The 14,619-nt window shown below is 53.6% G+C and carries 15 protein-coding genes; 11 read left to right on the forward strand and 4 right to left on the reverse strand.

Going from position 1 to position 14,619, the window contains the following annotated elements:
- The first annotated feature begins 3 nt into the window (after positions 1-3).
- Positions 4-285 carry a peptidylprolyl isomerase PpiC gene (gene ppiC / locus HII27_RS22345; RefSeq protein WP_185669614.1) on the forward strand — a complete coding sequence of 94 codons (282 nt, stop codon included), beginning with the start codon at positions 4-6 and terminating at the stop codon, positions 283-285.
- Positions 286-336: 51 nt separating this feature from the next.
- Positions 337-618, forward strand: a complete 282-nt coding sequence (ppiC, locus tag HII27_RS22350) for a peptidylprolyl isomerase PpiC (RefSeq protein WP_023309650.1) — start codon at positions 337-339, stop codon at positions 616-618.
- Positions 619-733: 115 nt separating this feature from the next.
- Here ppiC (HII27_RS22350) and HII27_RS22355 read toward each other — a convergent pair whose 3' ends face one another.
- Both HII27_RS22355 and HII27_RS22360 read right to left on the reverse strand, forming a co-directional pair.
- Positions 734-1,099 carry a DUF1360 domain-containing protein gene (locus tag HII27_RS22355; RefSeq protein ID WP_185669615.1) on the reverse strand — a complete coding sequence of 122 codons (366 nt, stop codon included), beginning with the start codon at positions 1,097-1,099 and terminating at the stop codon, positions 734-736.
- The gene (locus HII27_RS22360; RefSeq protein ID WP_185669616.1) at positions 1,092-1,535 is read right to left on the reverse strand and encodes an Rrf2 family transcriptional regulator; all 444 of its coding nucleotides are present in this window, start codon (positions 1,533-1,535) and stop codon (positions 1,092-1,094) included. Before HII27_RS22360 ends, HII27_RS22355 begins: the two co-directional genes overlap by 8 nt.
- A 183-nt stretch (positions 1,536-1,718) precedes the next feature.
- Here HII27_RS22360 and HII27_RS22365 point away from each other — a divergent pair, with 183 nt between their 5' ends.
- Entirely contained in the window at positions 1,719-2,333 is a 615-nt protein-coding gene (locus tag HII27_RS22365; protein WP_185669617.1) for a class I SAM-dependent methyltransferase, read from the forward strand.
- Between the two features lie 53 nt (positions 2,334-2,386).
- Here HII27_RS22365 and ilvC read toward each other — a convergent pair whose 3' ends face one another.
- Positions 2,387-3,862, reverse strand: a complete 1,476-nt coding sequence (ilvC, locus tag HII27_RS22370) for a ketol-acid reductoisomerase (RefSeq protein ID WP_035896549.1) — start codon at positions 3,860-3,862, stop codon at positions 2,387-2,389.
- A 208-nt stretch (positions 3,863-4,070) separates the two neighbouring features.
- Here ilvC and ilvY point away from each other — a divergent pair, with 208 nt between their 5' ends.
- The 3 genes from ilvY (at position 4,071) to dhaL (ending at position 6,812) form a co-directional block, all read left to right on the forward strand.
- The gene (gene ilvY / locus HII27_RS22375) at positions 4,071-5,042 is read left to right on the forward strand and encodes an HTH-type transcriptional activator IlvY (protein WP_185669618.1); all 972 of its coding nucleotides are present in this window, start codon (positions 4,071-4,073) and stop codon (positions 5,040-5,042) included.
- A gap of 131 nt (positions 5,043-5,173) precedes the next feature.
- Complete coding sequence (locus HII27_RS22380; RefSeq protein WP_185669619.1) at positions 5,174-6,178, forward strand: dihydroxyacetone kinase subunit DhaK; 1,005 nt, start codon at positions 5,174-5,176, stop codon at positions 6,176-6,178.
- Position 6,179: 1 nt separating this feature from the next.
- The gene (gene dhaL / locus HII27_RS22385; RefSeq protein WP_185669620.1) at positions 6,180-6,812 is read left to right on the forward strand and encodes a dihydroxyacetone kinase subunit DhaL; all 633 of its coding nucleotides are present in this window, start codon (positions 6,180-6,182) and stop codon (positions 6,810-6,812) included.
- Between the two features lie 44 nt (positions 6,813-6,856).
- Here dhaL and HII27_RS22390 read toward each other — a convergent pair whose 3' ends face one another.
- Complete coding sequence (locus tag HII27_RS22390) at positions 6,857-8,074, reverse strand: lysozyme inhibitor LprI family protein (RefSeq protein ID WP_185669621.1); 1,218 nt, start codon at positions 8,072-8,074, stop codon at positions 6,857-6,859.
- A gap of 318 nt (positions 8,075-8,392) precedes the next feature.
- Here HII27_RS22390 and fabV point away from each other — a divergent pair, with 318 nt between their 5' ends.
- The 5 genes from fabV to HII27_RS22415 all read left to right on the forward strand — a co-directional run bounded on the left by fabV (position 8,393) and on the right by HII27_RS22415 (position 14,610).
- Positions 8,393-9,586, forward strand: a complete 1,194-nt coding sequence (fabV, locus tag HII27_RS22395) for an enoyl-ACP reductase FabV (RefSeq protein ID WP_185669622.1) — start codon at positions 8,393-8,395, stop codon at positions 9,584-9,586.
- 421 nt (positions 9,587-10,007) lie between these two features.
- Complete coding sequence (locus HII27_RS22400; RefSeq protein WP_185669623.1) at positions 10,008-11,306, forward strand: glycosyltransferase family 2 protein; 1,299 nt, start codon at positions 10,008-10,010, stop codon at positions 11,304-11,306.
- Positions 11,307-11,314: 8 nt separating this feature from the next.
- Positions 11,315-11,731, forward strand: a complete 417-nt coding sequence (locus HII27_RS22405; protein ID WP_185669624.1) for a GtrA family protein — start codon at positions 11,315-11,317, stop codon at positions 11,729-11,731.
- 25 nt (positions 11,732-11,756) lie between these two features.
- The gene (locus HII27_RS22410; protein ID WP_185669625.1) at positions 11,757-12,908 is read left to right on the forward strand and encodes a glycosyltransferase family 4 protein; all 1,152 of its coding nucleotides are present in this window, start codon (positions 11,757-11,759) and stop codon (positions 12,906-12,908) included.
- Positions 12,871-14,610, forward strand: coding sequence for a DUF7056 domain-containing protein (locus HII27_RS22415; protein WP_185669626.1), 1,740 nt, complete (start codon positions 12,871-12,873; stop codon positions 14,608-14,610). The genes HII27_RS22410 and HII27_RS22415 overlap by 38 nt, the downstream gene beginning before the upstream one ends.
- Positions 14,611-14,619: the final 9 nt, after the last annotated feature.

Here is a 14,619-nt window from a genome sequence, read left to right on the forward strand (position 1 = left end):
CTTATGGCAAAGAGCGCGGCAGCCCTGCATATCCTGGTAAAAGAAGAAAAACTGGCGCTGGAGATCCTCAGCAAACTGGAGCGAGGGATCAGCTTCGATCATCTGGCAAAACGCTATTCCCGCTGCCCTTCCGGACGCAACGGCGGCGATTTGGGGGAATTTAAGCAGGGTGCGATGGTGGGGCCGTTCGACGCCGCCGTTTTTAGCTGCCCGCTGCTCAAACCTTTCGGGCCGGTCAAAACCAAATTTGGCTATCACATCATCAAGGTGCTGTATCGGCGATAAGCCATGCTAAAATCGCCAGCCTTACAGACTCGCTTATAGAAAGGCACGATCATGGCAAAAACAGCAGCAGCAGTGCATATCCTGGTGAAAGAAGAGAAACTGGCACTGGATCTTCTGGAACAGATTAAAAACGGCGCCGACTTCGGCAAGCTGGCGAAGAAGCACTCCATCTGCCCATCGGGCAAACGCGGCGGTGACTTAGGTGAATTCCGCCAGGGCCAGATGGTTCCGGCGTTCGATAAAGTCGTCTTCTCCTGCCCGGTGCTGGAGCCAACCGGCCCGCTGCACACTCAGTTCGGTTACCACATCATTAAGGTGCTGTACCGGAAATAAACAGCAACGCCTTCTCATGGAGAAGGCGTTTCGTGTTTGCACCCTCTCCCCGTGGGAGAGGGCCGGGGTGAGGGCACCAGCGTGCTCGGTAATTAGCCAGCGACGCCGGTTTTTTTTATTTCTGCGATTGCAGCGTCTGCTGGGCGTTATGCTTCATCACATGGGTGCTAATCGCCGCCTGGAACACCTTAAACATCAGGCCGTTAATCAGCGTGGTAATGGTAATGACGATAAACGCCGTCATCACCCAATCAATCAGCGCAAAGCCGCTGTTTAACAGCGCCGGGCGATAGACCGCCATCCCGCCAAATACCACCCAGTGGCTTAAGCAGTAGAAGCAGTGGAACAAATGGCCCATCAGTGCATTCTTTTTCGCCGTCCATTCACGAAACGCGGCAAACAACTCCGTCTGCGTCACCGTCATCGAAATACTGCTCGCCGCCATCGCAATCATCAGGCAGGTGGTTAAAGTTTCAATCATGGTCGTGACCTTTGTCGTTGAAGTAGCTGATAAATTCGCTGCCGATATCCTGCAGCGTCAGACGCTTAAAGCGATCGAGGATCAGCGTCTGCGCATCGGCGAGCGTCTCTGACATCACCCGGTTTACCCCCTGTTCCACCAGGCACTGTGGGTTTTCACTGCGGTTGCCTAACGCAAACAGCGCCGGCTCGCCAAGCGCCATGTAGATATCGTAAAGCGTGATATCGCCGACCGGCCGGCACAGCCGCCAGCCGCCGTGGTGCCCCTTAGTGGCACAGACAATGTTGTTTTCCCTGAGCCCCGCAAGCAGCTTGCGGATGAATGCCGGATTACCGTCGATAAAGGCGGCCATCTGTTCGGACGTCAGAGGTTTATCCATCTGCTCCAGATGAAGCAGGATGTGCAGCGTGGCTGAGAATGAGTTGTTTGTTTTCATGTAACTTACGATATTACATTAAGTCCATGATGAGCAATCCTGAATGCTAAAATTTGTGTATAAATTGATATAGTTTATTGATAAATATGATTATTTATATTTTTCAGCAACGCTATTGATCAAAAATTATCTTATGTTACTTTGAATATTACATGAAATTCATCGTCAACAAATGAGGTAGCTATGCACGACGTTGAGCAACAGCCCGAAACCTTCTGGGAGTCGCATTACGATGCGATGTCTCCACGCTCCAACGGTATTCCGGGCAAAATTCTGGTGCGTTTCACCGAAAGTTTGGCACCGGGTAAAGCGCTGGAACTGGGCTGCGGGCGTGGGGATGATGCAGTCTGGCTGGCAAAACAGGGCTGGCAGGTGACGGCGGTCGATCTTTCGCACCGGGCAATTGAATACGCGGCGGCCAACGCCGAACGTGCTGGCGTCGATGTCACCTTCCAGCAGTGCGATCTCACTCAGGCTTTTCCGCAGGGTGAATTTTCACTGATTGCCGCCTCGTTCCTCGAGTCGCCGCTGGCGTTCGATCGGGCCACGATCTTCCGCGCCGCGCTCGATCACGTTGCGCCAGGCGGCATGTTGCTTATCACCTCGCACGGCAAAGTTCCGAGCTGGTCAAAGCACGTTCGCCCGTTCCTGCCTGCGCATGAAGTACTGGCCTCTCTGGGTAGTTTGCCACCGGGTTGGGAAGTGCAGTTTTGCGAGGAAGTCTCACGAACGATGACGGGGCCGGAAGGACAGCAGGACGAGGTGTCAGATGCGGTTGTCGCGTTAAAACGCGGATAAAAAAACGGCCCGGTAGCGAGGCGCTGACCGGGCCGGATAATAACGAGGTTTTATTAGCCAGCGACGGCGATACGCTTCATATCGGTCATGTAGCCGCGCAGTTTCTTACCAACCTGCTCGATAGCGTGACCGCGAACCGCTTCGTTCACGTCGCGCAGCTGAGCGTTGTCTACCGCGCCTTCAGCAATCGCTTTGCCCAGGTCGCCGGTCTGCAGGGTGGTCATGAACTCTTTCAGCAGCGGTACGCAAGCGTAAGAGAACAGGTAGTTACCGTATTCTGCGGTGTCGGAGATAACCACGTTCATTTCGTACAGACGCTTACGGGCGATGGTGTTCGCGATCAGCGGCAGCTCGTGCAGTGATTCATAGTAAGCAGACTCTTCGATGATGCCGGAATCCACCATGGTTTCGAACGCCAGCTCAACGCCCGCTTTCACCATCGCAATCATCAGAACGCCTTTATCGAAGTACTCCTGCTCGCCGATTTTGCCTTCAAACTGCGGTGCGGTTTCAAACGCAGTTTTACCGGTCTCTTCACGCCAGGTCAGCAGTTTCTTATCGTCGTTAGCCCAGTCAGCCATCATGCCGGAGGAGAATTCGCCGGAGATGATGTCGTCCATGTGTTTCTGGAACAGCGGCGCCATGATCTCTTTCAGCTGTTCTGACAGCGCATAAGCGCGCAGTTTCGCTGGGTTAGACAGACGGTCCATCATCAGGGTGATGCCGCCCTGCTTCAGCGCTTCGGTGATGGTTTCCCAGCCGAACTGAATCAGTTTTTCGGCGTAAGCCGCGTCGGTGCCTTCAGCCACCAGCTTGTCGAAGCACAGCAGAGAACCGGCCTGCAGCATACCGCACAGGATAGTCTGCTCGCCCATCAGGTCAGATTTCACTTCTGCTACGAAGGAAGATTCCAGTACGCCCGCACGGTGACCGCCGGTCGCTGCTGCCCAAGCTTTAGCGATGGCCATGCCTTCGCCTTTCGGATCGTTTTCTGGGTGAACGGCGATCAGGGTTGGAACACCGAAACCACGTTTGTACTCTTCACGTACTTCGGTACCCGGGCACTTCGGTGCCACCATCACAACGGTGATGTCTTTACGGATCTGCTCGCCCACTTCGACGATGTTGAAGCCGTGGGAGTAACCCAGCGCCGCGCCGTCTTTCATCAGCGGCTGTACGGAACGCACAACGTCGGAGTGCTGTTTGTCTGGCGTCAGGTTAACCACCAGGTCAGCCTGCGGGATCAGCTCTTCGTAGGTACCGACTTTAAAGCCGTTTTCGGTCGCTTTGCGCCAGGAAGCACGCTTCTCAGCAATCGCTTCTTTACGCAGGGCGTAGGAGATATCCAGACCGGAATCACGCATGTTCAGGCCCTGGTTCAGACCCTGAGCGCCACAGCCGACGATGACCACTTTTTTACCCTGAAGGTAGCTTGCGCCGTCGGCGAATTCTTCGCGGCCCATGAAGCGACATTTGCCCAGCTGAGCCAGCTGCTGACGCAGATTCAGTGTATTAAAGTAGTTAGCCATGATGGTGTACTCCGTGATGTTGTGTGTCGTTACTCTATGGATTTCGAGTTGCAGGAAGGCGGCAAGTCAGCGATTCCCCAGGAGCTTACTCAAGTAAGTGACTGGGGTGAGCTGACGCAGCCAACGCGCCTGCAACTTGAAAGACGACGAGTATATTGTTCGGTTCGCGTTTCAGCGAGAATGAACCCACATTACAACAGGAAATTTATTGCGGAAATTGATATATTCACAACGTTACATTGCAATTTATGCAACGTCGAAAACCGGAGACTCGTCTGTGGATTTACGCGATCTGAAAACCTTCCTGCATCTGGCGGAAAGCCGCCATTTTGGCCGCAGTGCGCGGGCGATGCACGTCAGCCCGTCCACGCTTTCCCGGCAGATTCAGCGCCTCGAAGAGGACCTCGGCCAGCCGCTGTTTGTTCGCGATAACCGTACGGTGACGCTGACTGAAGCGGGCGAGGAGCTGCGCGTCTTTGCTCAGCAGACGTTGCTGCAGTATCAACAGCTGCGCCATACCCTGGACCAGCAGGGGCCATCGTTATCCGGCGAGCTGCATATCTTCTGCTCGGTCACCGCCGCTTATAGCCACCTGCCACCGATTCTTGACCGCTTCCGCGCCGAACATCCCTCGGTTGAAATCAAGCTCACTACCGGTGATGCCGCCGATGCGATGGAGAAAGTCGCCACCAATGAGGCCGATCTGGCCATCGCCGGTAAGCCTGAAACGCTGCCCGGCGCCGTCGCCTTCTCAATGCTGGAGAATCTGGCGGTGGTATTGATTGCCCCAGCGCTGCCCTGTCCGGTGCGTAATCAGGTTTCCGTCGATGAGCCTGACTGGTCAACGGTGCCATTTATCATGGCCGACCAGGGGCCCGTGCGCCGCCGCATCGAGCTGTGGTTCCGCCGTCATAAAATCAGTAACCCATCGATTTACGCGACCGTCGGCGGACATGAAGCGATGGTATCCATGGTTGCGCTGGGCTGCGGCGTGGCGCTGATTCCTGAAATCGTGCTGGAAAACAGCCCGGAGCCGGTGCGCAATCGCGTGATGATTTTAGAGCGCAGCGATGAGAAGACCCCGTTCGAGCTAGGCGTCTGCGTGCAGAAAAAGCGGCTGCATGAACCGTTGGTGGATGCCTTCTGGAAGATTGTGCTGGAACGCAAAATCGCCGAATAGCGTTGATGTTTTCAGCCCCCAGTCATGCCCCAGGTTCGGGAGATTAATTGGTATCAAAGGTGCCAGGTGTAAACGGGCGCCGCAGGTAAAATCGTCACTAAAGAAACAGGACCTTACGAGAGGGAGTGACGATGCAAAAACCCAAAAAGATCTTCAACAACACCGATAATATTCGTAGCGAAATCATGGAAGGGCTGGTGTACGCCGGGCGCGGTAAGATCCACGCCCTGCCGGAGTATTGCGCGGTTTATCGCACGATGGCGCAAAACGGCCAGACCGTTATCGTCAGCGGCGGCGGCAGCGGCCATGAGCCGACGTTTGCCGGGTTCGTCGGCGAAGGCGGCATCGATGCCTGCGCACTGGGCGAAGTCTTCACCTCCCCCTCTCCCGACCAAATCATTGAAGCCAGCCGGGCCGTTCATCAGGGCAACGGCGTGCTGTTCCTCTACGGCAACTATTCCGGCGACGGCATGAACTTTGATATCGCGGCTGAAATCCTTGCGGAAGAAGGGATTGAGTGCCGCACCGTGCGCGCCACGGATGATATTGCCTCGGCGCCGCCGGAAAGAATGTCCGACCGCCGTGGCGTGGGCGGGCTGGCGTTTTTGTACAAGCTGACCGGCGCCGCAGCCCAGTTTGAGCACTACGCCCTACCTGAGCTGGAAGCGCTGGCGAACAAAGCCAACCATAACACCCGCACCATTGGCGTCGCACTCAGCGGTTGCGCGCTGCCGCAGGCCGACGCCTTTAACTTCACCCTGGCCGATAACGAAATAGAACTGGGTATTGGCATCCACGGCGAACCGGGACTGTGCCGTATTCCGATGCCGCAGAGCGATGAGCTGGTCGAGATGATGATTGAACGCCTGTGCAACGACCTGCCTTTCGCGAAGGGCGACAGCGTGTGCGTGTGCGTTAACAACCTCGGTGCGCTGAGCAATACCGAGCTGATGGTGGTCACCCGCAAAGTCGGCATGGCGCTGACGGCCCGCGGCATCAAAACCTACGACGTCCAGGTTGGCCATTTCTGTACCTCGCTGGAGATGTCCGGTTTTTCTCTGAGTATGCTGCGGCTGGATGACGAGATGCAGCGCCTGTACGACCACCCAATCCGCACCCTCGGCTGGAGAAACTAAGATGAACACCACACAATTTATCGCCTGTCTGCGGTACATCTCTGAGGGGATGATCGCCAGTGAACCACGGCTGACCGCGCTCGATCAGGTGATTGGCGATGGCGACCACGGTATCGGCATTAAACGCGGCTTTACCGCGCTCAACGCGCTGCTCAGCGCACCCGAATTTACCGCCACCGATATTGGCGATGCCCTGTTACAAAGCGGTACCCGTCTGATGACCAGCATGGGCGGCGCCTCCGGAGCCATTTTCGGTACCCTTTTCCGCGCCGGGGGTAAAGGTCTGGCAGGCCGTACTGAGCTGGATGCCGCCACCCTCGCCGAGTGGTTGGCGATCGGCATGCAGGCCATCCACCAGCGCGGCGGTGCCGAGCCGGGGGATAAAACGATGGTCGATGCGCTGGCCGCCGCCGCCGAGTGTGCCAAAGCAAATGCCGCGCTAACGCTGCCGGCAGCACTGGCCCACTGCGCACAGGCGGCAATGGCAGGCGCAGAGGGCACCAGCGCGATGGTTGCCCGCTTCGGGCGCGCGAAGAATCTGGGTGAACGGGCCATTGGCCACTGCGACCCGGGGGCAGTATCGATGGCGCTGATCCTGCAGTTTATGGCGGAATTTGCCCATCAGGAGCAATGATCGGTAGAGCCGGATGATGTGCGTCTGTACTAACTCCGGCCTACTCAATGACTGTCTTTATGAGCGCGATGAGCACCATGACCATCAATATAAAGAACGCGCTGTATTAACCAGAGAGAGACTATTTTATCAGCCGCTTTTTTTGCATCTGCTGTAGAGAAATACTTCTCCGTTTGTAACCAATACTCCATATCCTTACGGGCATGAGGTATCTCTTTCAATACTGCTTTACGTTCCTCCAGCGGCCACAACTTTTCATCCCAATCCCCAGCTCGGATATTATTTTCGAGGTCCCCATAGCTGGCAATAAGCTGAGCTCTTTCTGGATGAGCATTTTCTGGATCAGGCAACAGGTATTTTTTTGGCAGCACACTCACATCCAGCTCGAACAAATCCCAAGAAGCATAAAATGAATATCTAATTGACCCCTCACTGTATTGAGCTCGTTCGACTGCAGGCCTAATAGCTTTGTGCAATAGGTCCCACGCATATGATTTGAAAAACGAGCCCTGAGGTGAACATATTGGTGAAAAAGCATCCCTGTATGATGCATGTTGGGGGCCAAAAGCCTCGAGGGCCGCCTCGCCATGACGTTCAAAGATAAAACAGTGCACATACTTTCTCTGCGTGCCACCGGTATATCCTTTCTCGTAGCTAGCCGCTTCAATGCCTCTTCGCAACAAATCAAGAGTAGACGTCGTATCTATGGCGGGTACATCGGTTATGTGACGACCCATCACCTTATCAAGAGCATGCTGTTGGTACTGAATGGCCTCGTCGGAAGCCACCCCACTGCCTGGCTCGAATTGATAGAGATAAACCAGCCAGGCCGATGTTAGCGATGAACGATATTTTCGTAGCGTTTGCGCCGCACTCGCAGGAGCAAAAGGAATAGTACGGATAACATTGTCTAAAGAAGTAGCTCCCGCAATATAAATAAGCTCGAGCTCACGACTTCGCTGCTCAATGCTTTTCATCAGACAGCGGAATAACTCTTCTGGCTTTTCTGCGCAGGCATTTCGTGTTTTTAGCCACACCAGTTGCTCTTTACGTAACTCATCACCCTCAATAACAGGCAAATTAGCAATTGCCTGCCGAAAGTTGCTAGCTAAAGAGTTGTCTGAAACGCCGAGGGCAGATGAACTGCAGATGGCATGCTCAATGTCAGTGCTGGCTTTTGTACAATCAAAAGAAACAGCAAGTGTTGGCAGGGAGAAAAAGTAAAAAAATATTAAGGCGAAAAGAACAGAGCGTTGAGTCATTATTGAAAATCCTTTTCCATAGCATTCGCATCATAATCAGTAAGCAAAATTCGTCGTTCGACGACTACCAAACCACGACAGCCTCTCCATGAACAGTGTAAAAAAGGTTCGCATCCAGACATGAATCCTTTTGCTTTGCTACCAACACAGAGCCTGAAGGCTAAAATCAGTGGTAGATTCAGTATTGGCGCTCCTTTTCTGTATAATGTTGCGATCCATTGTAGTGGGGGGCTTGTTAACCATGTCGTTAAGCAAGCCAGAACAGACGGTGTCATTGCGCACTTGACAGCGAAAATACAAACTTAATTAGCCATCATTATGATAATCAAACCAAAAATTCGTGGATTCATCTGTACAACGACCCATCCGACTGGCTGTAAAGTCAATGTGGAAAAACAGATCGAGTACGTTAAGCAAAACGGGAAAATCGAGAACGGCCCTTCCCGCGTGCTGGTGATCGGTGCTTCCACCGGTTACGGCCTTGCATCCAGAATTTCCGCCGCCTTTGGCAGCGGCGCCGCCACTATCGGCGTATTTTTCGAAAAACCAGGCACGGAGTCCAAACCCGGTTCCGCAGGCTGGTATAACTCTGCCGCCTTCGACGAAGCGGCAAAGCGTGAAGGTCTGTATTCCAAAAGCATCAACGGCGACGCGTTCTCTGACGAATGCCGTGATGAAGTGATCAAGCTCATCAAAGAAGACCTGGGTCAGATTGATCTGGTGGTTTACTCACTGGCTTCCCCAGTGCGTAAAATGCCAAAAACCGGTGAAGTCGTCCGTTCTGCGCTGAAGCCAATCGGCGAGGTTTACACCTCTAAAGCGATTGATACCAACAAAGATCAGATCATGACTGCCAGCATTGAGCCGGCAACCGAAGAAGAAGTTCAGAACACCGTTACCGTCATGGGCGGCGAAGACTGGGAACTGTGGATGGGTGCGCTGAGCGAAGCTGGCGTGCTGGCTGAAGGCGTGAAAACCGTGGCCTACTCCTACATCGGTACCGACCTGACCTGGCCAATCTACTGGCACGGCGCGCTGGGCAAAGCGAAAGAAGACCTCGACCGTGCGGCGGGTGAACTGCGTAACCAACTGGCTCCACTGAACGGTTCTGCCAACGTTGCGGTACTGAAGTCCGTTATCACCCAGGCGTCTTCCGCCATTCCGGTGATGCCACTGTACATCTCCATGGTCTTCAAGCTGATGAAAGCGCAGGGGATTCACGAAGGTTGTATCGAGCAGATCAACCGTCTGATGACCACCAGCCTGTACGGCGACAAAGTGGCGCTTGATGACAACCAGCGTATCCGTATGGACGACTGGGAACTGCGTGAAGACATTCAGCAGGCCTGCCGCGACCTGTGGCCGCTGATCACCACTGAAAACCTGGCGCAAGAAACCGACTATGCAGGCTACAAGCAGGAATTCCTGAACCTGTTCGGTTTCGGCCTCGACGGCGTGGACTACGACGCCGACGTGAACACCGAAGTCGAATTCGACGTGATCACGCTGTAATTTATTGATGTCGTAACAAACGCAACACTTGATAAAGCCCTGGCCAAAAAGCCGGGGCTTTTAACTAATAAGGGCTGGACTTAATAACAACCACTCCTGTACGATTCAACCCAATTTCCAATATATAATGTTAATTAAGCATTGAATGTGATTTATAATCACCATCAAGATTAATTATATATCACTGGATAACCTGTAGTTTCCCCAAATAATTAATAGAATGAATTTAACGGAATACTTCCATTAAATAGTGAGAGTCTATCCTAATAGACACCATTGTTGCAGTCAGTTTGATCCAAGGTGCCTTCCCAGCCATACTGGGCTCGGAAGCCTTATTGGTCCTTAAGCAATCACCGGCAAACTATAGAATGGCCTATTGGGATAGACTCTAAATCCAGCTCATGGATTGGAGCTTAATATTATGTACTCAACGGATCTACATCAACTTAACCATTCAGGTAGTTTATTAGAAACGCCGAAATATATTCAAGAACAGCTATTCTCATCCCCGGAAGATATCGCTACAGCAGACAACCGCCCCTTAATTTCAGCAATCATTCCATGTCTGAATGAAGAAATGACGCTTGCTATCTGCATTAATAAAATAATGGTTGCCTTTGACCGTCGGGGTATTCGGGGTGAAGTCATCGTGGGGGATAATGGCTCAACGGACAACTCCGTCGACATTGCCCAATCGCTGGGCGCCCGGGTTATTCACCAGCCCATCAAAGGCTATGGTGCAGCAATAAGCGCCGCTGCCGGGGCGGCGCAGGGTAAGTATCTCATCATGGCTGACGCCGATGACTCCTACGACTGGAGTCAGATTGACATTTTTGTTGATGCGCTGGAAAGTGGCGCAGACTTCGTGATGGGTAATCGATTTGCCGGGGGAATAGAACCAGGGGCTATGCCCCCTCTGCATCGCTATCTCGGCAATCCGCTGCTTTCGGGCATTGCCCGACTGCTTTATCACTCTCCTATTCGTGATTTTCACTGTGGAATGCGGGCCTTTACCCGCGAGGCATTCCAGAAGATATCCGCCCACGCTACCGGTATGGAATTTGCCTCCGAAATGATCATTAACGCGCACCGCGCGGGGCTTACCATCCGTGAAGTACCAATTAAGCTCTACCCGGATAAACGTAACCGCCCGCCTCATTTACGCTCATTTCGTGATGGCTGGCGACACCTACGCCTTCTCATTGCCCACGCGCCGGATAGACTCTATTTGATCCCCGGATTTACGCTGCTTCTGCTCGGAACGATAGGCCTTGCGCTGCTTGCCCCTGGTCCTATCGAAATCTACGGCCACTATTTTGGTATTCATTTCGTCGCCCTCGCGACCATGTCGACGCTCATTGGCCTTATCTCAATTCTGCTAGGTGTGTTAGCTAAGGTCGCTATCGCCATTTATCACCCGGTTGCACAAAGTCGGATGATTCGCTGGCTGAGACGGGCGCACACTCTGGAGTGGCTGGTTTTCAGCGGCTCTGCGCTTGCTATAGCAGGTTTTTGCGCCGACCTCCTTCTGGCCTTTCAATGGCTTTTATCTCACGGTTCAATGGAGCAGTCGGTGCATGTTGTTTTTATCATCAGCACGGTTTGTATCGCCGGTGTGCTGATGGTGCTGGCCGGATTCGTACTGCAGTTGCTGCTGGACATCCTGAACCGACATGATTCAGATGCATCAAAAAAAGGGCCGTCGATATGGAAGGAGTGAGGGCTGCTATGACGAAAATACGCACCTCTTTTGCCTATATCTGCGTCTCTGGCGGGTGCTTCCTCGGACATAATGCCATCATGATTGCGGCGGAGCATTTATACGCAGCGCTCTGGTTAGCGATCCTCTTATCTTTCGTTATCACCGTGACTATCGGTTATGTGTTGCACAGCGTATTCACCTTCAAACAGGCGCTCTCGCCGCGCGCCTTTGGGCGCTATACCCTCGGCATGCTGCTGAATATCCCACTGGCTTATGCCACCACCTGGTTCTGGTACCACTGGCTGGGATTTCCAATGCTCGCTGCCGCGCCGCTTGCTTCGTGCTGCACGATCGCGCTGAATTTTTTCCTCAGCCGCTGGGCGATAAGCGTATCAGGCCGTAAGGCGCGTATGCCCTCATCTTCCCCAACCGTCTGGAAATAACGATGCGGCTGGAGAAAGTATCATCTTGAATATCCTGACGATAAGCCATTTCTATGAGGCGCACGGTGGTGGAATTGAACGCGTTGCCGGGCAGTTGTGCCGCCAGTTCGCTCGCCAGGGAGCAACACCGCAATGGGCAGCCAGCGCCAGCGATGCTTTGCCTGCAGGTGATCTCAAAATCATCGCGTTACGCTGCATCGATCCGCTGGAAAAACTGACCGGCCTGCCCATGCCGTTACCTGGCCCAGGGGCTATTTGGGCACTCCAGGACGCGGTACAGCGTAGCGACGCGGTGGTGATCCACGATGCGCTCTATGCCACCTCAATCCTTGGCATGATAATCGCCAAACTCCACGGGAAACCCGTCGTTCTGATTCAACATATTGCCGCGATTCCTTTCCGCTCCCCCGCGCTGCGTCTGCTTATGCGACTGGCTAACCTGGTCGTAACGCGCCCCATGCTATGGGCTGCCGATGTCCGAATTTTTATTAGCGATACGGTTCGTCACGACCTGCTCGGAACGCCTGCACGCTATCCCTATAAGTTGTTGTTTAACGGCGTTGATAGCGCCATTTTTTATCCACCAACGCCCTCAGAAGCCGGACGCAACCTGCCAGCAAACACTCACCTTTCTCCCTGTGCCCGGCGGATACTTTTCGTTGGCCGCTATGTTGAAAAGAAAGGATTGGCTGTATTACGCGCCCTGGCTGCGGCCAGGCCGGAGTGTCAGTTCTTGCTGGTCGGAAGCGGCCCTCTTCGGCCCGCAGAATGGGGGTTAGGCAACGTTTACGATCTTGGTGTTCAGCCTCCCGCCGCGCTGGCAGAACTTTATCGCGGTGCAGATTTGCTGCTATTGCCTACCGTCGGTGAAGGCTATCCCCTCGTTATCCAGGAAGCGATGGCCTCCGGGCTACCGGTCGTCTGCGGCGCCCCGGCGCATAGAGCGGACCCCGAGGCAGCAAGCTGGCTACGTGGCGTGAACATCGACCTTAGCGATCCACAGGGTTCGGCACAGCGTTGTTCTGCCGCAATAGATAGCGGTGGGCTGACCAACCGCGAACGTGAAGCGATGATTGGTTACGCCAGGGAGCGCTATCGCTGGCAAACCATGGCGCAGGAAATACTCAGGCTGGCGCAAAATGCCGTCAGGGCGAAGGACCAAACCGGAAGAGAATAAAATGGATACATCCAGTCAGCACTTTTTTCGCGATAACCCGCGGAGCGTTACGCTGCTCCTCGGCGCGAGTATTGCCATTAAAGTGGCGCTTATTTTCATTTTTGCCTGGCATATTCGTCTGATCATGGATGAGTTCGCCCAGCTTGGTTACGCCAAATATTTTGCCAATGGGCTATTCGATACCATTCAACCGCCAAAGGCCGTGGGCTTTGCGGTGTTTTATAAACTGGCTCATCTGATTGGTTGGAACGCCGCCTCGATTATTCATATCGGGCGAATGCAGATGGCCCTGCTCGCCTGCGCAACGCTACTCCTGGTTTACGCCTGCGCGCGTGCGCTGGGCGAGCAGCGTTTACGCTCACTGCTGATTGTTCTGGTTTTACTGTGCTTTACTAATTTTATGGAGCGCATCTTCCGTACCCGCTCCGAGCCCCTGGCGCTGTTTTTCGCCCTGGCTGCCATGCTGGTGATATTGCGCGGCCCAACCCTCAACGCCAGAAAAATTTTCATCGCCGGGATCTTAAGCGGGCTGGCATTTTTGGTTACCCAAAAATCAGCCTTCTTCAATCTGGCCCTTGGGCTTGGCTTAGTGGTTGACGCTACGCTGCGAAAAGATGTCATCACGGCTCTCGTTCGCGGTTTTTACTTAACCGTCGGATGGCTATTTCCCGCAATGGTCTATTGCTTGATATTCGGCGGCAGCGACCCACTGCGTATTGCTGATGGTTTGATCTTTGGCCCGCTAGAAGTGGCGGTAAGCGGTAGCGAAGCCTATAGCGGCGCGCTTCGCACGTTCGTCTTACAAACTCTGATGGAAAATGCGTGGCTCTATCTGCTCTGTTTTAGCGGCATGGCCATTGCGGTGAAACGCTTTCGCGTTTTACATGAAAAAAACCGTATCGCTCTGATATTTTCGCTCGTGATTACCACGCTGGTGTTCACGCATAGTCAGCCATGGCCCTATGTCTTTATTATGGCACTACCGTTTTTATCGCTCTGGTCTCTTGCTCCGCTGGACGTTCTCTTCGCTCATCACCGTAAGCCAAGCCTGAGATTATTTATGCTAGCGGTGGCTATATTCCTTCTGCTTTCAAGCTACCGTACCAATTTCAGCTATCTGAAAATCAGCAATGTGCGGCAGCTTGAACTGGTTAGCCGGGCAGAAGCACTGCTTAAACCTGATGAAAAATACTTCGATGGTATAGGGATATTGCCCAACAGGCTGGAACCGACAACCCTGTGGCTCGATACCTGGTATGTTTTAAAGACGCTGCGTGAAGGTAAAAGCTCCGAAGCCTGGCAGGTACTTACCCAATCCCCGCCGAAGATTGTTTTATGGTCCTACCGACTGAGTAATATCTATCCTGCCATCGCCGACGCCATCGATAACAGCTATGTCCAGGTTGCGCCGAATATCAGGATGATGGGGCAACGAGTGCACCTCGACCGTCAGGTTGTGTACAAGGTGCCGCTCGCCGGAAGATATCAGCTGTACAGCGAAACCGGTGCGCCCATTTCCGCACAAATCAACGTGGACGGGATCGCACTCGTTCCCCCTATAACCCTATCGACGGGCCGTAAAATCATCACGTTGCTCAACGGCCCAAAGCAAGCGCTGCTGTTACCCGAAGGCACCTACACAGGCCTTTTCAAAGAGGGGGAGGATAACCAGGACCTATTTGCTAACGCCTATTATCGGTAAGCGTGATAA

Origin of the sequence: Kluyvera sichuanensis (assembly GCF_014218705.1) — a bacterium.
GTDB classification, from domain to species: domain Bacteria; phylum Pseudomonadota; class Gammaproteobacteria; order Enterobacterales; family Enterobacteriaceae; genus Kluyvera; species Kluyvera sichuanensis.